Annotated in this window: 14 protein-coding genes; 8 read left to right on the top strand and 6 right to left on the bottom strand. The window is 47.7% G+C overall.

Annotation, left to right across the window (positions count from 1 at the left end):
- Positions 1-11 precede the first annotated feature (11 nt).
- Both CWB98_RS11105 and CWB98_RS11100 read right to left on the bottom strand, forming a co-directional pair.
- The gene (locus tag CWB98_RS11105) at positions 12-3377 is read right to left on the bottom strand and encodes a M4 family metallopeptidase (RefSeq protein WP_138544941.1); all 3366 of its coding nucleotides are present in this window, start codon (positions 3375-3377) and stop codon (positions 12-14) included.
- Positions 3378-3757: 380 nt separating this feature from the next.
- Positions 3758-4390, bottom strand: coding sequence for an arylesterase (locus CWB98_RS11100; RefSeq protein WP_138544940.1), 633 nt, complete (start codon positions 4388-4390; stop codon positions 3758-3760).
- Here CWB98_RS11100 and CWB98_RS11095 point away from each other — a divergent pair.
- Positions 4389-5108, top strand: a complete 720-nt coding sequence (locus CWB98_RS11095; protein ID WP_138544939.1) for an ABC transporter ATP-binding protein — start codon at positions 4389-4391, stop codon at positions 5106-5108. The two genes, CWB98_RS11100 and CWB98_RS11095, sit on opposite strands and share 2 nt — an antisense overlap.
- Entirely contained in the window at positions 5098-7599 is a 2502-nt protein-coding gene (locus tag CWB98_RS11090; protein WP_138544938.1) for an ABC transporter permease, read from the top strand. The genes CWB98_RS11095 and CWB98_RS11090 overlap by 11 nt, the downstream gene beginning before the upstream one ends.
- 55 nt (positions 7600-7654) lie before the next feature.
- Here the strand turns inward: CWB98_RS11090 and CWB98_RS11085 are convergent, their stop codons facing one another.
- Together CWB98_RS11085 and CWB98_RS11080 are read right to left on the bottom strand one after the other, a co-directional pair.
- On the bottom strand, positions 7655-8443 hold the full coding sequence (locus CWB98_RS11085; RefSeq protein ID WP_138544937.1) for a class D beta-lactamase: 789 nt from the start codon (positions 8441-8443) through the stop codon (positions 7655-7657).
- Positions 8444-8516: 73 nt separating this feature from the next.
- On the bottom strand, positions 8517-9383 hold the full coding sequence (locus tag CWB98_RS11080) for a helix-turn-helix domain-containing protein (RefSeq protein ID WP_138544936.1): 867 nt from the start codon (positions 9381-9383) through the stop codon (positions 8517-8519).
- 377 nt (positions 9384-9760) lie between these two features.
- Between CWB98_RS11080 and CWB98_RS11075 the strand changes: the two genes are divergently transcribed.
- From CWB98_RS11075 to CWB98_RS11060, 4 genes are all read left to right on the top strand, one after another.
- Positions 9761-12733: a TonB-dependent receptor gene (locus tag CWB98_RS11075; protein ID WP_138544935.1), complete on the top strand. Its 2973-nt coding sequence runs from the start codon at positions 9761-9763 to the stop codon at positions 12731-12733.
- A 586-nt stretch (positions 12734-13319) separates the two neighbouring features.
- Positions 13320-14582, top strand: a complete 1263-nt coding sequence (locus CWB98_RS11070) for an MFS transporter (RefSeq protein WP_138544934.1) — start codon at positions 13320-13322, stop codon at positions 14580-14582.
- On the top strand, positions 14579-15442 hold the full coding sequence (locus tag CWB98_RS11065; protein ID WP_138544933.1) for an ROK family protein: 864 nt from the start codon (positions 14579-14581) through the stop codon (positions 15440-15442). Before CWB98_RS11070 ends, CWB98_RS11065 begins: the two co-directional genes overlap by 4 nt.
- An 8-nt stretch (positions 15443-15450) precedes the next feature.
- Positions 15451-18030, top strand: coding sequence for a family 20 glycosylhydrolase (locus tag CWB98_RS11060; protein WP_138544932.1), 2580 nt, complete (start codon positions 15451-15453; stop codon positions 18028-18030).
- Between the two features lie 30 nt (positions 18031-18060).
- Here CWB98_RS11060 and CWB98_RS11055 read toward each other — a convergent pair whose 3' ends face one another.
- Positions 18061-19797 (bottom strand): amidohydrolase, encoded by a 1737-nt coding sequence (locus CWB98_RS11055; protein WP_138544931.1) that lies wholly within the window; start codon positions 19795-19797, stop codon positions 18061-18063.
- 71 nt (positions 19798-19868) lie between these two features.
- Here CWB98_RS11055 and CWB98_RS11050 point away from each other — a divergent pair, with 71 nt between their 5' ends.
- Positions 19869-20549 carry a response regulator transcription factor gene (locus tag CWB98_RS11050; RefSeq protein WP_138544930.1) on the top strand — a complete coding sequence of 227 codons (681 nt, stop codon included), beginning with the start codon at positions 19869-19871 and terminating at the stop codon, positions 20547-20549.
- Positions 20546-21733: a HAMP domain-containing histidine kinase gene (locus CWB98_RS11045; protein WP_138544929.1), complete on the top strand. Its 1188-nt coding sequence runs from the start codon at positions 20546-20548 to the stop codon at positions 21731-21733. The genes CWB98_RS11050 and CWB98_RS11045 overlap by 4 nt, the downstream gene beginning before the upstream one ends.
- On the opposite strand, the gene CWB98_RS11040 is transcribed toward CWB98_RS11045, so the two are convergent.
- Entirely contained in the window at positions 21721-22185 is a 465-nt protein-coding gene (locus tag CWB98_RS11040; RefSeq protein ID WP_138544928.1) for an OsmC family protein, read from the bottom strand. The two genes, CWB98_RS11045 and CWB98_RS11040, sit on opposite strands and share 13 nt — an antisense overlap.
- Positions 22186-22273: the final 88 nt, after the last annotated feature.

The raw sequence follows: 22273 nt of genomic DNA, 5'->3' as shown, positions 1-22273 counted from the left end.
AGCGGTTTTAGTTAATATCGGGTGACTTTGATTTTTAGGTCTTCAATTTCACCGTAATTAAATCTGTTACAAGCATCAGACTTATAGTCATTAGTTGGACGCTCTTCTAATTTAGAGCGTAATACGAACCATTTTGACCAATCCCAGGTACTGACATTGGGCAGTGTCAATGACTTTGTAGCGCTGATCCGGCAATATTCTGAACCGGAAACTGTGGTGCACTGGCTATTGTCTATCCAGTAGTTGTAGTTTGGATCATTGTCTAATCCGGATTCAGAAGGTGCGAACTCCTCGTTGCCGTCCGCATCAAGCCAAATGGTGAAGCGCACATCACGGTTACCATTTTGCAGTAAGTTTTCGGCAGTAGAGCGAGGCATTAGGTTGGTCATGATTTCAACACTAATATAGGTTCTTCTCTTAATATCGGTGCCGCTTAAATTATTCAGGCTGTAGCCGTCACGGTTAAACCCAGCTGCGGAGGGGACATTGGCAATCAGTGTCGAGTAATTGAATAACTTCATGTCGTCGATATAAATGACATCGGCATTGGCGCCATTACTGATTTTGGCTGGACACGCGTTTACGGGATCCAGTGATATGCGGGTTTGCTTGGTATCGTTCTCACTTTGGTCAGGATACTGAATTTGTAATGATACATCGAACTGACCACCGTTGGTTGGAAAGTCAATTATGCCAGGATCTCGTGCAGTGCTGATACGATTATCAAAGCCGAATTGCCAATAGAATTGCGGGTTTTTAGCCTCATTGACCTGAGAAGTATTAGTAAATTTTACCCGGTTGCCATCTAGATACTGTACCTCAAAATCAGAGATCAGCGGCAGGTTGTCTGAGTCCACATCCATCATTACATCCACAACCTGAGCGTTGTCTGCAACACCACATACATCCAACAAGGAATAGTCAAACTCATTGTTAGCAATGGCAACGCGTAGCAGTCCAAGTCCACGGTTAGTCTGTTGATCAAGGGTAAATTTCACGCTACTCCCTGAGATGGTTTGGCTTGACAGCACTGCTTCACTCGATTCCATCAGTCCATTTCTGTTGCTATCAAAGTACACGGAAACACGTTTTCCGCTCAGGTCCTGTGCAAAGCTTAGAGTGTGCTCTCTCGGTTTTGCGACAGGCCAGGGCGTATCTAGTTTTGCTCTGTATCCGGCGTTGAGTCCCGACAAAGTAAAGTTATTGATAGACAGAGTGCTGGTGTGTAACACAGCATTATTCATAAATGGTTCACAGCGAAGTGCAGCAGGGCGGCTATAAAAATGGTTATAAGCCGACTGAGTTGCCTGGTTTCCATTTTGATCCTCGGTGGTTACGTTGACAGAGAATCGGATCAGGGTGTCTTCAACAACCTGTTTACTGCGTTGTAAGTAGGGATAGATGGGTGTGCCACTGTCGTGCTGCCAGCTCTCACTCTGGCCGTCACCCCAGTTTACGTTGATGCTGCGAATAGTATCTTGATTGATGCGACTTAAATCGTAGCTGGCCTGATTGTAGTTAAGCCATGCATCGGCGTCCAAAGTCGACAGTCCGATCCCAGTAGAAATACCGACACCAGCCAGGCTGTGTGATACATCTGCTTTGATTTGGTTCAAAGATTTGTTGCCGACTTGAATGTGGGCCGTCTGGTCAACCAGACAGAAGCCAAACTCATTTAAAGACATACCTGAGAATACACAGCCAGACGTGTTGGCGCGCAAAAATAAGCGATAAGCTTGCTGGATGGTCCAGCCTTGTGTTTTGACAAGCTCATAAAACGCTTTTCTTAAAACGCCACCATTATCATGGCCTGTTTTGGCTGTGGTAAAATCTTTGACGTGATCTATGCTTCGCCCATCCCAAGATGGCAATTCAAAGAAACGTGCCGCTTTATCCTGTGGGAAAACATCCCAGCCGTACCACCACTTACGGTTCTTAGTGTATAGCCCCGATTGATCGGTAAATTGGTCTGCGAATGCCTGAGACTGTGTATAAGCGCCTGATGCGGTATGTTGATAATAGTCGAGTATTGCAATCGCAGATATATCGGACAATCCTTCGTTAATTGCACTGTCTACGTCTTCTCTACCGAGTCCTGAGTTCCACTCGGTAATGGCATGGGCTATTTCATGTGCGGCAATGCTCATACCTGTCAGAGCAAAATACTCATATCCGCCGTTGCCTGAGCCATAGTTAACAAACTCACCATCCCAGGAAGCGGAGTTAGTGCCAAAAATGGTATTTCGGTTTACTTTTTGGGAAAGTGGTTTAATGCAATAGCCGTTGTTGTCGCAGTCAGTACTTTGTTGCGGGTATAACGCTTTAAGTTGTGTATGGAAGTATTGCATAACCAGACCAGCGTTAAAGTGTGCTTCGTTTGCCGGGCTATAGCTGTAATAGGCATCAAATGTCTGATCGATCTCGCGTTTTACAAAGTTTTCGTTATTTGTCTGACAGACATATGAAACCGGAGTAGTTTCGGAGACTGCTGCATCGTAAGTCACCACATAAGGGTTATCTAAAATACAGTTGTTATTTTCTTTCTTGACGATGAATGGGTAGCCATTAAATTCATAGAAAATAGCGGTCTGGCTTAGATCTTCAAATCTGAGCTCTGCCCCTTTGGGGGCAATTTCATCAAACTGGTAGCTGGTACAGTTTTGCATACTGTCGGGACTGGGGGAGTAACATATAGCGCCTAGCTTGTCGTTGCCACCTATACCACCACCGGCGACATACCCTGCGTCTTTCAGTGACTGCTGAGAAAAAGCAAACGACATATCATAGGACTTAGAAACGACAGTAAGATCGTCACCATTGAGCAGTATCTTTTCTTTTCTATCGTTAAACGTCGCCAAAACTTCGATGACAGGGATCAAGGTATCGCTATTGAGAAAAAAGGCTTTCTCATAGCTATATTTGGCAACATCTATTAGCTCGGGCAGGGCTTCAAGACGCTGGCTGAGTTGAGTATGTGGCATGTCGTGAAACAGAGCCTGTCCCTGAGATGCAATCCCGGAGATTAAACTGCCCATTGCCTGGCGGATCTCACCATTATTGTTACGGACAACCACCAGGTTACTCGATAACACCGGATAATTTCCGACATAAGCACGATAGTGTTCATAGACAGTAGGAGCACCTGTTCTTTTTGTTAATTTATAGTGAACATTGTGTGCTGTTTTTTCTGCAGTTAGCCTGCCTGTCCCAAGTGTTGACGCTGAAAATGAGTGAGGATGACTTTCTGAAATTACTTGCTTCAGGTCGTCCCACAGAAATTGCTTGTTATGCAGTGATTGAGATTTGACGTCAGCGAGTGCGCTGGAAATGGGCAGCGCAGCAACACCTAAACCAAATAAGTACCCCAAATGTTTCATGCAGTTTGTCCTTAATGAGTGTCAATATGTGGCCTTATATGACCTTGATTAGTTGGAAAACTCTAATGCCAGTGTTGGATAGTATATGAATTAAATAAATTGTTGCAAATGTTTATTTTATGTTCAGTTTGTGTTTCTTTTGGGTTTATTTTTAAGTCTGCAATAATTTGGTGGAAAGTGTCTTCCCATGTCATTGTTTTTGTTTCTACAGCGCAAGAAGTCGCTATTTGTGGGTTGCGAACAATAGAATAAAAATTTCTTATTTTTGTAATCTTGTTGATTGGATAATTCTGTTAAAGACAGTGGCGGAAGGGGAACTTGATCTACTTTTGCAGCAATGCGTAGATCAAGTTAATCATTTTTGCGGGTTTATTGGGTGGCTATTTTGCAGCGGTTTCAAGCCATTTTGTGATGCGCTCATACATGAAATCTCGAATGAGAGGTTGAGCTTTTTCATTGGGGTGCAGATTATCGTTTTGCATCAGGCTGCGATCTGCTGCAATGGGCAGCATAAAGTAATCCATTAAATAGGCGCCAGTTTGTTCTGCTACCAAAGGGTAGCTATCGGCAAACAGGGTGCTGTAGCGCTGACCATAATTAGGCGGGATCTGGATCTGCATTAAAGCGACTTTGGCACCGTTAGCCTGGCTTTTCTCTACCAGCTTGCGTAAATGTTTGCGGATCAGTTTAGGTGGAAACCCGCGCAGACCATCGTTTGCACCCAGCTCGATGAGTACGTGGCTGGGCTGATGGCTTTCAAGTTGTTTATCGATTGTCAGTAGCGCATTATCTGTGGTTTGTCCTGAGACACTGGTATTGACCAGAGTGATCGCTTTTTGCTCCGTCTCGTATTTATTTTGTAACAAATTAACCCAGGACGGTGCTTGTTTGAGACCATAACCGGCGCTTAAGCTATCACCAATGATCATAATTTTGGTATCGTTGGCGTTCGCTTTTGATATGAAAAGTGTGCCGAAGATCAATACCACCAGTTGTAGGAAAAATCGCATCATGTCAGTGCTTTCTCAGTTAAATATTATTCAGGTTAAGGAGTTGGGTAAAACCGTCAGTACCTTTGAAGGTGACCTCACTATCCTTAGCGATATCAATTTTTCTGTCAAGTCAGGGGAGTCAGTGGCAGTGGTCGGCACATCTGGCTCGGGCAAATCAACGCTACTCAGCCTGCTGGCTGGTTTGGACATTGCCAGCAAAGGAGAAGTCTACCTCGATGGTGAAGCACTTCACCAACTTAATGAAGAGCAGCGCGCACGTTTGAGGGCCGAAAAGGTCGGCTTTGTATTTCAGTCATTTATGCTGGTGCAAAGCCTGACAGCACTGGAAAACGTGATGCTACCTGCTGAACTGGCAGGCGAAAAAAATGCCCGAGAGCAGGCTCAGGCTCTGTTGGAAAAAGTAGGGCTGGCACATCGGGTTGGCCACTATCCTTCGCAATTGTCGGGGGGGGAGCAACAGCGTGTCGCAATCGCGCGTGCCTTTATCGGAACACCCAAAATTCTTTTTGCCGATGAGCCATCTGCAAATTTGGACTCAAAAAATGGTCAGTTAATCGAAAGTCTGTTGTTTGATTTAAACAAGCAGCATGGCACAACCTTAATCCTGGTAACACACGATGAAGATCTGGCAAAACAGTGTGACCGTATCATTCATATCGAGGCTGGTCAGCTGGCAAAGATCCGTGATGGCGAGGGGGTAGCAGCACATGTGGGCTAAACTGGCGCTGAGATTATTTTTTCGTGAGTTGCGCCGTGGTGAACTGACCATCATTTTTGCCGCCATTGCTTTGGCGGTACTGACCGTCTTCAGCTTAAGCTCAGTCACAGAGCGGATCCGGCTCAATATTGAACAGAAATCTGCCGACTTCATTGCCGCAGATCGTCGCTTGGCCAGTAATCATGAGTTAGACGAGCGCTACCTCAAAGTCGCGCAAGACTTTGGGCTCGAAACGGCACAAAATATATTTTTTGACTCCATGCTCTTCGTAGATGATGAGTTGGTGCTTGGGTCGATTAAAGCAGTGAGCAATAGCCACCCGCTGCGCGGTAAGATCACACTCAGAGATACATTGGAAGGGGAACAATACGACATTGCTGCGGCGCCCGCTAAAGGAGAAGCCTGGCTCAGTGAAGGTTTGTTTTATACGCTTGGCCTTAAGGTGGGCGATAAGGTAGAAATTGGTGCGGGCATGTTTACTGTCTCTAAAGTGCTGGTACAGGAGCCAGATTCTGCCTTTTTCTCTTTGGCTGGTAATAAACGAGTGTTGCTGAATATTGCTGATATACCAACCACGCAAGCCGTGCAGCCCGGTAGTGATGTTTTTTATCGTTTGTTGTTTGCTGGCGATGAGCAGATCCTGAAAGATTACTATGCCTGGCTTAAACCTCAATTAAGAGAAAACCAGAACTGGCAGGGCATCAAAGACCGGCAATCACCTTTGGGTGAAAACCTGGAACGCTCTGAACGGTTTTTACTGCTGGCGGGTTTATTCGGCATTATGCTGGCTGCGGTTGCAATGGCTGTATCTGCCAAACGCTACTGTGAACGCCAGTATGATCCGGTTGCTATGATGAAAACCTTAGGAGGCAGCCGTGACACGATAAAACGGATATTTTTGATGCACTTGTCGCTGGTAACGTTAAGCTCTCTGTTCATTGGATTGGCAATTGGCTATGGTTTACAGGAGGTTGCCGTTGACTATCTGACACGCTTTGTTGCTAACGAGTTACCGCCTGCCGGACCTCGTCCGTGGCTTTTGTCGATTGCCATCGGGGTGGTGTGTGCACTCATGTTTTCGCTTAAACCGCTGTTGGACCTGTTCGACATTCCTCCTTTGCGAGTACTCAGAAGAAGTCTGGGTGACAAACTGGCCGTAAGCCGTATACATATGGCTGTGTCGGTCGGCACCATATTCATGTTGATGTGGCTATTCAGTGGTGATATTAAAACCACTCTGCTGTTGTTTGCTGGCACCGCGACTCTGATGGCCGTGTTGTTTGGTTTGTCTCGATTGTTTTTCAGTGCGGGTCGCAAACTTGGCCTGAGTCCCGGAAACAGCTGGTCTCTGGCCATCGCGACCTTGCAAAAGCGTGCTAACGCGAATGCTGTGCAATTGATTAGTTTTGCTCTGGCTATCAAACTGATGTTGTTCCTGTTTGTGCTGAAAAACGACATGATCTCTGACTGGCAGATGCAGGTCCCCGAGGATGCACCCAATGCTTTTATGATCAATATTGGTGAGCGCGATGTTGACCAGTTTAAGCAGTTCTTTGCTGAGCAGAATATCCACCATGAAGCGTTTTATCCGGTCTTTCGGGGTCGGGTGAATGCTTTAAATGGAGAGGCATTCGCACGTCGGGTATCCAAGCAAGAAGGAGAACAGGAGCAAGACGATGCGCGAAGCGGTGTTGGTCGTGAGCTCAACCTGACCTGGACGGACACGCTGCCAGATGGTAACGAGATACTGGAAGGCCAGTGGTTTGAGCAAACCGATGAATTGCAGGTGTCAGTATTTGAAGGGACGGCAGAGCGGGTCGGCATCGAGTTAGGAGACACGCTAACTTTCCTGGTGAACACCCAGACATTCGAAGCGAAAGTAACCAGCATTCGAAGCGTTGATTGGGGAACACTTAAGCCAAACTTCGTGATGATCTTTAACTCGGCAATGGCTGAACGACTACCGGTGACTTACTTCACTGCGGCTAAACTGGAAGAAAACCATGTACGTCCGATCAGCCGGATGTTATTGCAGTACCCCACCGTGAGTATGATTGATATCAAAAATAACATCGCTCAGGTGCAGTCGATGATAGCTCAGGTATCGCTGGCAATTGGGTTTGTGTTATCTATTGTATTGATCAGCGGTGCGCTGGTCCTTATCTCTCAGGTACAAGCCAGTCTTGCGGAGCGTATGCAGGAGGTGGTTATTCTTCGTACCCTGGGGGCCAGAGGAAGACTGATTAAACTTGCGACGCTCTATGAGTTTTTACTATTGGGGGCACTTGCAGGCTTTGTGGCAGCACTGGTGAGTGATATCACGCTATTGGTCATTCAGCAGCAATTGTTTGATGTTGAGGGTCGTCTGCATCCATACGTTTGGCTTTTAGGGCCGCTGTCCGGCGCATCTTTCGTGGCACTGATAGGGTATTTTATGGTGGCACACACAATGCGGCAAAATACCCAGGGATTACTACGTAAAGTGGCCTAATTGTCCCGATGTCGAGATGCCGTGGTGTGTGCAAGTATCACACGCCACGGCGGGCTCACAATATCTTCATCTCGTGCAGTGTCGCTTTAGCAATTTCGACTCGCGTTGCTGCCATTTCTTTAAAAGTTCTAGCATCCATATTGAAAGCAAAGTAATGACGCCCCTGAGCGTTTTCAACCATGCCAACATACCAACCCAGGTATTTGCCCTTTGCGACAGGGCCGGTCCCCGTTTTGGCAAAAAGTTTTGTGTCTTCGGTTTGCTCTTGCAGGAAAATCTTATTAAATGCTTCATAGGTAGTGGGTTTTAGTTTGAAAGCATGCGACTGCAATCGACGTAAAAACTCGACTTGTTCGACAGCACTGAGTTTTATACTGCTGTTCAGCCAGAACTTATCGTGTGGACCACTGATATCACGGTTACCATAATTAAAGTCATTCAAGTACCTTTGCATCAGCGGTTTGCTAAGCAAGTTTGTCCAGGTTTGGTATAAGGGTAATGCTGAGTATTTAAATGCGTCTTCAGGTGTGATCGACTCTTTGCGCCAGGCATCAAACCACCATGACTTGGCTGGATACCTGGCATGGTCTATCTGGTAGCCTTGGCCGGGCTTGATGGTATCCGTGTCCAACAAGATCAGGGTATTGGGGATCTTGTAGGTAGAAAAGGGTGTATAGGCCTGAGTTGCACGCGTTTTGTTAACAAATTGCCATTGTTGGCTGTGCTCGCTATAAACTGCCATTGTACAGGGCTGCCCATCCTGACAAGCCGGCAGTGTTGCCTTGGTAGTAATGACACTCGCCATTACCAGAGGGGAAAGTGAAATAGACGAGAGAAGTGGCATAGGTATATCCTTGTTATTTTTATTAGCTCGCGCTCATCATATAAACACAAACTTACCTTAGCCTGAACCGTTTTTAGATCAGCGCTTTTTGCTGCACTCTGGCACGAAACTGGCTGGGTGTGCATTGCTTGATTGCCAAAAAGCGACGGTTAAAATTAGACAAATTATTAAACCCGCACTGATCACTGATAACCGTGATAGGGGCTTTGGTTTTAAGCAGCAATTTACAGGCCTTGGCAATTCTTAGCTGGTTAATAAACTCAGTAACCGTACATTCCGTACGCTTTTTAAAGAAGCGGTGAAAGTGGTTAGTGCTCATATGAGCTTGTCTGGCCAGCAGCTCAGCACTTAGAGGTTCGGTGTAATTGTCGTAGATATAATTGATCACATGGTCAAACTTATCTTTGGCGGGGTCCAGCTGTTTGGCAAAGCTGAATTCCATAGTTGAAAGGGTGTGATATTCACTGCCCGCCATCAGATTAAGAAGTTGAAAGAGTAAAATATAGCGCTCCAGTGGAGTGGCATTTTGCATTTTCCGAAACAGCTTTTCACTTTTTTTTGCTGTGTCTGTGTCAAAACTTAAACCACATTTGGCGTGGTCCAGCAAGGTGTGTAACCCCTGAAGTTCAGGATTTTGTTGCAGCTGTTGCTGTAACCAGGGAGCCGGAATTTGCGCAACATGCACAATATGTTTGCTGCCATCTGTATTGTCACGGGACTGCCAGGTGTGTGGTAGTTCCGGGCCCATTAACACCAGGTCGTAATCTCCATATGATGCAATGTGATCGCCAATGTGGCACATTCCCTGGCTATTTAACGTCAGGCAAATTTCATATTCAGGGTGATAGTGCCAGTTAAAAGGGATTTCTTCTAGCTGATACAGACAGTATCGCCATGAACAATTATGAGACGGGATGACTTTTTCACACATCGCTTTCATGGCATTGCTCCTATACAAAAATCGGCTAATGGCTATACAGACGTATTTTTACGTCATTGTTTGCTCTATCTAGTTATATTCAAGCCTTGGTCTCTAAATGGTGATGCATTTCACTTATCTTGCAATACTATTCTATGCATTATATTTAAAAGGGTACATTTTTTTAACAATGGTTAAGAAAAGAATGCATAATGCATGTACCTAGTTCGTCACTAAGTACTACAGAGTAAAATGACAGCGCTGTTATTTGATAGGTTTGTACCGATATGAGTTTGAAAATGCAAACTTATAAGTTGCAAGCCTGTTCAAATAGGGAAAGTGCCTGGTGATTATTTCGTCAGACGTACATCTTAAGAATATAGAATAAGAGGAAAGAGATGAAACATTGTAATGCAGCATTCAGATTGTCTCGCATTTCATTTGCGGTAACCGCCGCAGTGATTTCGAGCACCGCTTTTGTCATGCCGGCCCAGGCTGAGCAAGAGGAGTCTGTCGAAGTCATTGAAGTACGGGGGATCCGCGCTTCGACAGAAAAAAGCCTGAACACAAAACGCTTTGCCGATGGAGTAGTCGACTCTATCACAGCGGAAGACATTGGTAAGCTTCCCGACGTCACCATTGCAGATTCACTACAACGGGTACCGGGTATTCAGATCCGCCGTAGTGCTGGTGAAGGTTCGACAATTAATGTCCGCGGTATGCCACAGGTTACAACGTTACTTAATGGCGAGCAATTTCTAAGTGCAGGCTCACTGACCACAGTTCAGCCTGACTTTACGGATATTCCATCCAGCCTTGTCGGTGCAATGGATGTAATGAAATCGCCTACAGCAGATACACTCGCAGGGGGGATTTCTGGTACGGTTGATCTCAAGACCCGCAAGCCATTTGATTTGGAGCAAGGGTTTAGCGGTGCGGCATTGATTGAAGCATCTCGGGGCTCTTATTCAAAAGAAACTGACCCTAAAGCGATGATTGCAGCGGGCTATAACGCAGATCGTTTTGCGGTGCTGGCGACCCTGACCAGAGACGAAGTGAATCTGGCGAACTACCGTTTTGGTTCGACCAACCACGGCTGGGGTTATGCGCCGCAAGAGGACGGCGGTTGTTGGTATTGTCCTGCAGGTGATATCAATGGTGACGGGGATACCGATGATGCAGAATTCACTTATGTGAGTTACGGGATGGTTAACAGGTTTACTGAGCGTGAGCGCACCGGTGGCAGTTTGAGTTTCCAGGCGCAGCTCAGTAACAACTTTGAACTGAGCGCAGACGTTTTTTATACCAAAATGGATGATGCAGACCGTCAGCGTGGTTTGATGGCCGATAATGCCTGGGGTGGTCACTGGGATTGGCAAGAGCAGCATGATGCTATCAATAGAGGCAAAACAGATGGCGGATACAATTTGTATACGGCTCAGGACATTACCCTGCATGCACCGCGCGTAGTTGCGCATTCAGAAAGTCATACCAACGAGCGTGAATCTACCAATTACAATTTCGAACTGACTTACAAAGGCGATGGGAACTTTTCGGGTAAGATGCGTGTTATTACCGCGGACGCAGAGCGCATGCACACTGAAAACGTTGCACAGGGCTATATGACCAGTGGTTTGGCGCATAATCTGCGTCGTAATGAAGGTAACGGCCCGATTGCCGTAAACCCGGGGGGGTACGGTCCGGGCACTGTACCAGTCATACTGAATTATCAGGGTGATCATCCGGTACTGGTTCCACCCAGTGAACTACAGGGCGAAGTATTTGGCTCTAATATGAATCGCTACTCTGTGGTATCGACTTACTCCGAAAACAACTTCAATGAAGATGCTAGCCTGGATATTGTTCGCCTGGATGGTGAGTACTTGTTCGATGATTTGGGCTCATTGACTAAAATGAGTTTTGGTGCTCGCTTGGGTAATCGTGATGTCACACGTGAGCAGTATGTGTTACTGGCTCCATTCAGTAACCCGGTTGGTGAAGGCAGCGTAGATGTTATGTGGAAAGATCAGGGCTTGGCGGCATTTGATACTGATGGTAGCGGTGGTGTGCCAAGTGCATCTGATGGTGATCTTACTATGGGTTATGACACTCCTTATACGTTCGATAAACTGCCTGATAGCTGGATCCAGCAGGTCTCTGACTTTGGTCCGGTCAATGGTGGCAGCTATTTCTTCATTGATCCGCGCCAGCTGGATGACCCGTTTGCTTTCCAGAATCAACTTTATCCGGGTAACAAGAAAGGCGGCGTACCCGGCAGTACTTATGAAGTTGAAGAAGAGACACAAACACTCTACTGGCGTGCTGATTTCTCCAGTGATCTTTATACCGCGAACGTGGGCTTCCAGTACATTAAAACGGATCTGGACATACTGCAAAACGTGATTGGTGACTCAATTTGTGTAAACTGTCCGGGCTCTGTGGCTGCAGATGCTGGTGATATTAATACCAGCAAGTCGTTCAGCGACTTCCTGCCGTCATTAAACCTGGCGGTGAACCTGAGTGATGATGTGATCTTCCGCTCTGCCTGGGGCAAAACCATGACACGCCTCGATCTAAGCGCAATTGCAGGTGGATTACAGGTTAGTCGCTCGCGTGCTGGTGATGATCTGGCTGCGCGTGAAGGTATCTCGCCAGATCTGCTGATTGCGACGAACGCGACCATGCAGGGTAACCCGGAGCTTGAACCCTGGCGTGCAACCAACACCGATGTGGCATTGGAGTGGTACTTCTCTCCAAGTGCTTTGGTGAGCGTTGGTGTATTCAACATTCAGCTGAAATCCTTCATTGAAACCAGCACCTGGACAATGCCATTGGCCGATGCGGATGGTGTGGTACGTCGTGAAGTGAGTGTAACCGGTCAGGTAAATGGCCAGGGGGGTACGATGAATGGTGCTGAATTCACGTATCAGCAAGCATTTGACTTCCTGCCAGGGTTTTGGAGCGGGTTCGGTGCGGCATTCAACTACACCTACTCTGACAGTGAAAGTGGCCGGGTGGATTTCTACGGCGAGGCATTGCCACTAGAAGATAACTCTAAAGAATCATCTAATGCGGTACTGTGGTATGAAAAAGACGGCTTCCAGTTCCGTTTAGCCGCAAACCATCGCTCTAAGCGCTTGGCTCAGGTCACCACCACAGGCGGTATGGGCGATACTGCCATCTGGACTGAGCCAACTACCTATATTGATGTTTCGGCCAGCTATGATGTGACTGATTATCTGACGGTTTATATGTCGGGCAGTAACCTGACAGAGGAATACGAATCCAACTATGCACAGTGGAAGAATAACCGTATTTCACAAAACGTCTACGAGCGTCGTCTGACACTGGGTGTACGCGGTCGCTGGTAATTCTCCCTAGGGCCTGAAGTAGGTAGTTCAGGCCTTTTCTTTTCTGGCTGTATAAATTAACCGCGCTATGAACGCGTTTCAATGGAGATACAGCTGTGATTTTTTCTCACTCAACATATTTTTAAACTCAGAAACTTACCGTACTCTTTCGTTGTCCAATGAAAAAATAGCAAGTCTTGAACAGTATTGACGAGAGATTAGCGGCAATACTGCGCTTCACTCACCTCAAATAAATTTGCTGATAGAATTTATTAACTTATTCATACCGCAAGTTGAATAATATTTTAGTCTTTCTTTTCAATCTAACGAGTCCTAACGGTTTGTCTGGTGATGAAGCTAAGCTTACTGATAGTTATCCAGTTTTTAGCATAATCGAAGGCCATCAACCGCACTAGAAAAGTATTAGCAATTGTTTGAATTGTGCCGCTATAGCGCTGGCAATGGCGGCACACTAGTCTTACCAACGGGTTAAGGCGGTGGCTATCCTTAACAGGATCCCCTTGGATCATTGAGTTTGTCTGCCCACAAACTGATTCCAAACTAGTCACCGCCTTTTTATCTCTCTGTTCATAATAAGGTAAGACACATGAAACCCAATTACGTCGTGGTTGCTCTGGTATTGGTGACCTTCTTTATGGTGTCCTTTTTCACCAATATTCTCGGTCCAATATTTCCCCAGCTGATAAGTAGCTTCAATATTGGTCTGACTTTGGCTGGTTTATTTCCCTTTGCTTTTTTCATTGCCTACGGGGTGATGTCCATTCCTGCTGGGTTACTGGTTCAGCGCTTCGGTGAAAAGCGCGTTATGCTTGGAGCATTTGTGCTGGCAGGTTCCGGGGCGCTGTTGTTTGCTGTAGCACCGGTATTCTTGGTTGCTATGTTGGCGCTATTTCTGATTGGGACTGCGATGGCAATGTTGCAGGTTGCCATTAATCCCTTGCTCCGGCGCAGCGGTGGCAGCGCGCATTTTGCCGTGTTCTCAGTACTGGCCCAGCTACTGTTTGGTGCCGCGGCGAGTTTGTCGCCTTGGGTATATGTCACACTCGCCACTCACATACAGGCGTCTCCTGCTGACTTCAGCTTGATCCCCACGGCCATGCCCTGGCTCAGCATGTACTGGTTGTTTGCCCTGTTAAGTGTGGTGATGTTGATCTGGATTAGTCTGGTCAGGTTACAAGCGGTTGAACGCAGTGACGAGGAAAGGCTGAGTGTGACGGCTTGTATGGTGTATTTTCGTGACCCTGTTGTAGTACGGTTCTTTTTTGCCATTGTGGCGTATGTGGCATTGGAGCAGGGCATCGCCAACTCTATTTCGGTGTTTTTGCAAACCTATCATCAGATAGAGCCAGATCAGAGCGCGCAGGTGATCAGCCACTTCTGGATGATGTTGACGCTGGGGTGCGTGCTGGGTTTACTGCTACTGAAACTACTTGATGCAAAATTAGTGCTTATGTTGTTCTGCCTGGGCGCCACGATGAGCCTGGTTGTGGCTTTGTTAGGCACTGCGCAGTCCGCTTTGCTCGCATTTCCGTTGTCCGGCTTCTTTTTGTCTGTGATGTGGTCAGTGTTGTTCTCATTGGCATTAAACTCTGTGCCAAGTGGTCATGGTACTGTTTCGGGCGTGCTTTGCACGGGGATTGTGGGAGGTGCGCTGGCTTCTCCCTTGATTGGTATTTTGACTCAGTTGAGTGGCTCTTTACAGCTGGCATGCTTTGTCCTGTTAGTGCCACTTGGATACATTGCCTGGATTGCCTGGTGGGCGAAACCTATTGTGAAAAACCACACTATTAAAACATTCTGGACAAAGAAAGCCCTTTCAACTGAGCAACAGGAAGTAACAAGCCAATGAGTACAATCGTCAGTGTTGACCTGGGAGGAACCAAAGCACAGGTTGCCCGGGTCGATGAGCAGGGGGTTTATGATGCTCGTCGTTATAGTGTGCCTGCTACCGCAACGAAGTCACAAGTTAATGATTTTATAACAGGGATCGTTGCTGAGCAGCTAACCGGGCAATGTTGTGGCATAGCAATTGGTGTTCCCGGCATGGTTGATCTTAGCAGTGGCACTGTGCTGGAGACTGTCAATATACCGGCCTGGCAAGATGTGCCTCTTGCAGCACAATTAAATGCATATTTTTCTCTCCCTGTAGTTGTTAACAATGATGTTAACTGTTTTACTATGGGTGAATATTGTTATGGCCATCATTATCTGTCGGGCACTGGTTTGCATACACCTGTGCCTAACCTGCTAGGAGTGTGCCTTGGAACCGGGCTCGGAGCTGGGCTTGTTTTCGATGGTCGTCTTTACAGCGGCAGACATTGTGCCGCGGGTGAGTTTGGCAGCTTTCCGTATCAAGACGGGATATTAGAGCATTATACCAGCGGCCAGTTTTTCTTGAAGCGGGGGACGAATGGCGCTGAGCAGGCTTTACTGGCACACCAAGGGGATCGCTATGCACAATCTCTGTTTGATGAATTTGGAAGCCACCTGGGCTATGCCATAGCGCAGACTTTGTTGGCCTTTGATCCGGATAAGATTGTACTGGGTGGCTCAGTTAGCCAGTCGTTTGACTTATTTGAAAGAGCGATGTGGCAGAGCTTGGCCAGACAAACGCATCCGGCGTTGTTTAAACGGCTAGAAATTGCAGTCGGTAAATTAGAGCACGCAGCGCTGCGTGGTGCATTTAAGTTGTTTCAGCAACAACTTTAGGAGGGAATATGAAGAAGTTAGCTTGTCTGTTGATGGCGCTGTTGAGTGCCCCAGCGGCTCTGGCAATGACGCAAGGACAGTTGAATGAAATCGCGGATACACTCCAGATCCGCTACCACCTGATTGATGCCATGCCAAAACACTGTCCTGAACCCGCCAAACAGTGTTATTTGTCTGAGCTAAGATTGCGCTCACCGGTGCAATACTCGGGATCTGATTGGGCTATTTATTTCAGTCAGCTGATGCCCATATACCAGATTGAGTCAGCATTGTTTAAGATTGAGCACTTAAATGGTGACTTACATCGACTGACACCCACAGATGCGTTTCGTGGATTTTCATCGGATGATGAGCATATTGTACGTTTTTATACGAAAAACTCACAGATCACCCGATCTGAGTTTATGCCCAACTATATTTTGGCAGACCAATCGCAACATTTGACACCCAGGGTGATTGCCAGTACTCGGTCGGTTCGTGATGAATATACTCTGCTGGAACAACAGCCTTATCTTGCGCCGTTCGACTCATATAATCAATTACGTGTGAGTGATAAAGATCAGACTCCCTGGATGGGTGCTGCCTATCTTGCGCAGCACCAATCGGTGCCTGAGTTCACCCATGCACCACATGGCGTCATCCCCATGCCAAGACAGCTGAAAGTGGTCTCTCAGGGACGGATTATGCTAGACAAAGGTGTTCACTTTGAGTTGGCGGGTGTTAATCTGGCACAACTTGAAATGGCCGCTAAACGACTTGCTCAGCTTGGCGTTAAGCAGACTAAAAAGGGGTTGCCAGTAAGAGTCACTGTCGAGCCCTCATTGTCAATTGAACAAGAGGGTTACCACCTGAACAGTTCTACCCACGCCATAGACATTAAGGCGTCCAGTGCTGCTGGAGCCTTCTACGGCGTGCAAACGTTAATTGGGCTAATGGACCTGAAAACGTTGAGTATCCCCAGTGTATCTATCGAAGATTCGCCCCGGTATTCGTTTCGGGGGCTGCATATCGACAGTGCCCGCAATTTCCGATCCAAGCAATTTATACTGGATACTATCGCGCAGATGGGCGCGTATAAACTGAATAAGCTGCACTTGCATCTGGCCGATGACGAGGGCTGGCGGCTGGCTATTGCAGGCCTGCCCGAGTTGACAAAAGTAGGCGGGTTACGGTGTCTTGATCTCAGCGAAACGCGTTGTCTGTTGCCGCAATTGGGTGCTGGCACTGGCACGGGGGCGCCGCGCAATGGGCATTACTCTCAGCAGGATTACAGCGATATTTTACGTTTTGCACAAGCGCACCACATAGAGGTTATTCCCTCTTTGGATATGCCTGGCCATTCCCGGGCTGCCATTGTCGCCATGGAAGCACGCTATCGAGCCTTGATGGCTAAAGGTAAATCCGAAGCGGCCAATAAATATCGGCTGGTGGAAGAAGCCGACACGACGACGTACTCTTCTATCCAGCATTACCATGACAACACTCTAAATGTGTGCTTGCCAGCCACTTATCGATTTGTTGACAAGGTACTGACAGAGCTTAAGCGCATGCATGAAATGGCAGGAGTACCATTGAAAACCTACCATATCGGCGCCGACGAAACTGCCGGTGCCTGGCTGGACTCTCCAGCGTGTCAGGCCCTGAACAAGCAACAAGCCATTACTTCAATGAACGGCTATTTCATAGAGAAAGTCGCTGCAATGGTGGCCGAAAAAGGGATAACAGTAGCGGGCTGGAGTGATGGCCTGAGTGATGTGGACCCGCTGAAGATGCCAAAGCATGTGCAAAGCAATGTCTGGAGCACGCTGAGTGAACAAGGCCACAAGGTTGCCCATCAGCAGGCTAACCTGGGTTGGGATGTGGTTCTGTCGCTGCCGGATGTCACCTATTTTGATTTCCCTTATCAGTCTCACCCGCATGAGCGTGGTAATCACTGGGCAAGTCGAGCACTGGATACTCGCAAAGTGTTTGAATTCATGCCTGATAACTTGCCAATTCATGCCGAGTTCTGGCGTGATGTGCTCTTTCATACTTACAGCGCAGATGACAAAGAATCAGGTCTTGTACAAGGTGCCGGTTATATTGGCATGCAAGGACACTTGTGGAGTGAGATGATCCGGGACGATTTACAGGCCGAATACATGCTGTACCCGCGCCTGCTGGCACTGGCCGAACGTGCCTGGCATAAGCCTGCCTGGGCAGTGCCTTATCAGAGTGGTCGGGTTTTTGATGAAAAAAGTGGCTACTTTAAGGCCAAAAATCGGCAATTGCGTGAGCAGGATTGGCAACGTTTTGTAGCCTTGTTAGGCTATCGGGAACTCCCCAAGCTGACACGTCAGGGGCGCTTTTTCCGTATTCCTACCGTGGCTGCAAGCCGGCGTGATGACGGTACACTTAACCTGTTTAGTGAATTACCCGGGTTTAAACTGGAGGCACTGATTAATGGCCGCTGGGTAAACTATCATCCGAAACTGGACTTTGATGCCGTAAATGCCGTGCGTGCGGCCCTGCCGGATGGATCGCGAGCAGGCCGGTCATTGCCTTTACCCGCGCCTGTTGAATCAACAGTTAATCACCTGGGAAATTAAAAAAGGGGCTGATCGTAGCCCCTTAATCACTTAACGCTGATAAACAATCTCGCCATCAAGTAGTGTCATGACTACCTGTGCATTGCGGATCTGCGTGGCATTGGCTTCAAATAAATCTCGGTCAATGACCACCAGATCTGCCAGTTTACCGGCTTCGATGCTACCGACACGTTGCTCCTGGCGCATAGCATAGGCGCTGTTAAGCGTGTAGGCTTCTATCGCCTGTGCCAGCGTAATGGCCTGCGGCTGACGAGAAACCGCATTGCTTAATCCGATGAACGGATTAAACGGGCTGACATTCCAGTCGCTTGATAAGGTGAGCGTGGCTTTGTTGTCTACCAGACTTCGAATGGGCACCAAATCCTGCGCTCGTTCAGAACCAATTAACGGTATAGTTTCGGGCCAGTGACTCGGATCTGTAAAGTCTCCGGCAACTTGCGCATCGGCAATCACTCCTAGCTTGTCGAAGCGCGGTAAATCAGCAGGGTCAATGACCTCCAGATGGGTAATTCTATGACGGGCTTGCCCATTTGAAGCCTTTTCAATGGCATTCAGTGCTTCATGAATGCCACGGTCACCAATACCGTGGATATTAAAGTCAAAGCCAGTAGGCTCCAGTGCTTTGATATACTTTTCAAGTCGAGCCTGAGTAAAGTAATTCAGCCCCCGGTTGCCATCCAGTTCCAGCCAGTTTTCCAGATAGGGTTCATGCATTGCTGCTGTGGTATTGACTAAAATACCGTCCATATAGAACTTGACCTGGTTAACCTGTAACAGCTCAGCCGGGTTATTCTGATACAAAGATTTAAGTTTGGCTAATTGGGTACTGTCGTTCATTTGTGGGTAAGCCCATAACCCCAACGAGACGCGCAGTGTCAATTTGTCTTCCTTCGCAACGCGCTGCCAGGTCTCCAGATGACCACGCTGCCAGTAGGTGCGCGCGTCACTGATGGAGGTGATGCCAGCCTTGTTAAGCTCAGGCATGGTATACTCAATCAGTCCAAGATAGTCACTCTGTGTAGCTTCCGGAAGTGACTGCATGGCCAGCTCCATGACCTGGTTGCCCGCATTGTCGTACAAAATACCGTTGAGCGCCCCTTGCTCATCGCGCCCAAGCACCCCACCAATAGGGTCAATGCTTCTGGCAGACAGGCCAGCAAGCGCCAGTGCTTTACTGTTTACCCACATAGAATGAGAAGTTTGTTCCATAATGATCACCGGGCGGTCAGGCACGGCTTCATCGAGTACTGCCAACGGAGAATCAGACATCTCCAGCAGCGTTGATATCTCATGGCCATAGCCGATCAGCCAGGCAGCCGTGGGATGTTGGCTGGCTGCGTAAGCTACTTCGTCTATATATTCTCCGGCGGTTGCTGCGGCAGGCACCGTAAACTGGGTCGCCTCCGAGGCTGACTCAAGCGGGTGCATATGTACGTCATGGAATCCGGGCAGCATCATCTTGCCCTGCAAGTCAAAGTGCTGTGTGGTTTCGCCTATATACTGCTGAGCTTGTTCATTGCTGCCAACCAGGACAATTTTGTTGTCTTGCAGTACCACGGCCTGTGCCCATGGTTGCTCAGTATTCACTGTGTATATTCGTCCATTGGTAAAGACCATAGTGGCGCTATTAATATCACTGGTCTGCGCAACATTCTGGCTGCTTGTCGGCTGTGTAGTTGGGCTCGTTGTTTGATTGTCTGAGTTACAGCCACTGAGGGCTAAACCGGCTATCAGAACGCTGCTGGTGATCATCTTTGTTGCTCGCATTGTTGACTCCTCGTTGATGCCGATACACTATCAATAGCATGGTAACCACAAGGTAACAGTATAGAGGTTAAATGCTGATCTTATTGGTTGAAGACGACTCGGTTCTGGCTGTGCAAACCATCGACTTCCTTAACGCAGAAGGGATTGAGGTGGATTATGCCGCAACGCTTGCCAGCGCAAAAGAGATTGCGGCCAAAAATGCCGCTTTTGACAAATACGATGCGATTGTTCTGGACATGGCATTGCCTGATGGTAATGCATTGAGTTTGTTGCAACAAACACTTGCGGGGTTTGACGCTCCGGTATTATTCTGCACTGCCGCAACGGCACTGGATGATAAGCTGGCTGCATTTGATGCCGGTGCACTCGACTACTTAACCAAACCCTTTGCGCTGCCGGAATTGGCAATACGAATCAAGCTGTTAGCGGGTAAAGTAAGCAAACAAAACCAGGTGTTTGAGCTGGGTGATCTGCATATCGACTTTTCGGCAAAAATTGCCCGACGAGGAAATCGCACCATAGTGCTATCGCCTCAGCAATGGCAATTACTCGCTTTACTGGCTGAGCAAGCCCCTGCTCCTGTCAGCAAAGTCCAGATCTTACGCCATATCTGGCCGGACAGGGAGGTGAACAATAACATGTATAAGTCTCTGTTAACCAGGCTGAGGCATAACCTGAGCCGAGGTGATGAAGTGTCAGTGATACATACGCTTAAGGGTCACGGTGTAGCGTTGAGAGAAACCGCGTCATGAAGCAAAAAACGCTCAGGTGGTATCTGGCCAGGCGATTGTTATTGCTGTTTTGCATATTTTCTATGATCTGGATTTGGGTAGCCAGCCAGGTTTATCACTATGCCTGGGATGGTACGTCAGAATATTATCTTTATCAGGATTTGGAGGTCGCGCTGTCGGGCCAGCTAAAATTACCTTATGAGGATAGCGGCAAGTTGATGGGTCTCTGGCAAGATCTGCCCACAGACTATCAGCGTACTTTTGAGCGTCATGGGTTGGGGCCTGACGAACAGACCCGGGAATTCACACAGTTACTGACACTGGGTGAAGACTATGTGTATATTCTGCGCTATGCAGAGATGCCGTCCGAACCGCTGTACATTGTGCATCGCATTGCCGGGCAGGATTCGCCCAGCCTGCTGGTGGTGTTTATTGCCCTGACGCTGGCGCTGTTTGTGCTTGCCGCCCTGATATGGTGGCCTACTCATCAACGTATTGTGCGCGAGTCTGAACAATTCATTGCGTCTTTGAAGTCACCGGATAGCAACCTAACCCAGTTTGAGGAGTTTGCTTCTCAGTCTATTCTTGCCGCCACTGATGCTTATGCACAAGACTATGCCCGGCAACAGGAGCGACTGTATTCCGCTTTTTTAAGTCACGAGCTTAATACGCCGCTGGCACAGATCCAAAATACGCTGGCACGATTTGAACAACTGGATGAGCTGCCTCTGGATACTTTACCTTTATTAACTCAGCTTGAACAAGCAGGTCAGGATCTGGTTTTGCTGAGTGAGGCTATTTTGTTGCTGTGCCGAGCCGATCAGGCACGTCTGACAGTAACTGAACTGAGTGGGGCTCTGATAAGCTGGCAACAGACTTGGCAGCAACAAGGCCTGTGCATAGAGCTGAATTTGCCAACAGAGCCAGTCAGTCAGCCAGTTCAGCTGCGTCTGTTGACCTTACTCCTGACGCAGCTGGGCAAAAACGCACTGCAACATGGTGAAGGCACACTCGTTGTAACACTGGATAATCGTGGCATGACCTTTTCCAATCGAGTGGGTCAACAACAAGCACATCATGGTCAGGGGTTAGGTACCCAAATTATTGCCCGCGTATGTGCATGTTTTGGCTGGCGGGAACAGTCTAATTCGCATTCGGAGCAGCAATTTACGCTGACGATCCATTTTTCCGGTTACACCGGTTGAACCAGTACCTCGGTTTTAACAGAGTTGGCTATAAAGCACAGCTCATGAGCCTGATGATGTAACGTGTTCAGGCTAGCCTGGTCTTGAGTATTATGTGTGGCCAGGGTTACTTCGGGGCGCAGAATGACCTGGGTCATGGCCATTTTACCCGTGCTGTCTTCACTGAGGGTGCCAACAGCCCTATCTTCGTAACTTTCCACCACAAAGCCTGATTTTGCAGCCAGGTGAAGGAAAAATAGCATATGACAACTAGACAAGGAGGCAACAAACGCTTCTTCCGGATCCGCGTATTCAGGCACTGAATATGGCTGTGGCACGATGTGTGGTGATGCAGAAGCTGCGAGCTTCGCTCCGCCACCCAATTGCCAGTGGTGTGCGCGGCTGTATTGTTGTTCAGTAAAACGCTCATTGTGGTTGAGCTGCCAACGAATAGTTGCATGATATTGGGACATTTTATTGCTCCAGATTGTGATGACTGACATCAGTATGGAGTTGAATTGCTATGAGTAAAAGCGATAATAACTCAACCTGTTGTTAAGT

Source organism: Pseudoalteromonas rubra, assembly GCF_005887115.1.
GTDB classification, from domain to species: domain Bacteria; phylum Pseudomonadota; class Gammaproteobacteria; order Enterobacterales; family Alteromonadaceae; genus Pseudoalteromonas; species Pseudoalteromonas rubra_F.
The sequence above is the reverse complement of the archived record's forward strand: the minus strand, read 5'-3'. Positions and strand labels throughout refer to the sequence as shown.

What these genes read in the sequence shown, in the direction of transcription:
- CWB98_RS11045 (WP_138544929.1), top strand. Translation starts at nt 20,546, where the DNA reads ATGAAGCAAAAAACGCTCAGGTGGTATCTGGCCAGGCGATTGTTATTG.
- CWB98_RS11080 (WP_138544936.1), bottom strand. Translation starts at nt 9,383, where the DNA reads ATGAAAGCGATGTGTGAAAAAGTCATCCCGTCTCATAATTGTTCATGG.
- CWB98_RS11055 (WP_138544931.1), bottom strand. Translation starts at nt 19,797, where the DNA reads ATGCGAGCAACAAAGATGATCACCAGCAGCGTTCTGATAGCCGGTTTA.
- CWB98_RS11085 (WP_138544937.1), bottom strand. Translation starts at nt 8,443, where the DNA reads ATGCCACTTCTCTCGTCTATTTCACTTTCCCCTCTGGTAATGGCGAGT.
- CWB98_RS11095 (WP_138544939.1), top strand. Translation starts at nt 4,389, where the DNA reads ATGTCAGTGCTTTCTCAGTTAAATATTATTCAGGTTAAGGAGTTGGGT.
- CWB98_RS11040 (WP_138544928.1), bottom strand. Translation starts at nt 22,185, where the DNA reads ATGTCCCAATATCATGCAACTATTCGTTGGCAGCTCAACCACAATGAG.
- CWB98_RS11065 (WP_138544933.1), top strand. Translation starts at nt 14,579, where the DNA reads ATGAGTACAATCGTCAGTGTTGACCTGGGAGGAACCAAAGCACAGGTT.
- CWB98_RS11100 (WP_138544940.1), bottom strand. Translation starts at nt 4,390, where the DNA reads ATGATGCGATTTTTCCTACAACTGGTGGTATTGATCTTCGGCACACTT.
- CWB98_RS11105 (WP_138544941.1), bottom strand. Translation starts at nt 3,377, where the DNA reads ATGAAACATTTGGGGTACTTATTTGGTTTAGGTGTTGCTGCGCTGCCC.
- CWB98_RS11070 (WP_138544934.1), top strand. Translation starts at nt 13,320, where the DNA reads ATGAAACCCAATTACGTCGTGGTTGCTCTGGTATTGGTGACCTTCTTT.
- CWB98_RS11090 (WP_138544938.1), top strand. Translation starts at nt 5,098, where the DNA reads ATGTGGGCTAAACTGGCGCTGAGATTATTTTTTCGTGAGTTGCGCCGT.
- CWB98_RS11050 (WP_138544930.1), top strand. Translation starts at nt 19,869, where the DNA reads ATGCTGATCTTATTGGTTGAAGACGACTCGGTTCTGGCTGTGCAAACC.
- CWB98_RS11075 (WP_138544935.1), top strand. Translation starts at nt 9,761, where the DNA reads ATGAAACATTGTAATGCAGCATTCAGATTGTCTCGCATTTCATTTGCG.
- CWB98_RS11060 (WP_138544932.1), top strand. Translation starts at nt 15,451, where the DNA reads ATGAAGAAGTTAGCTTGTCTGTTGATGGCGCTGTTGAGTGCCCCAGCG.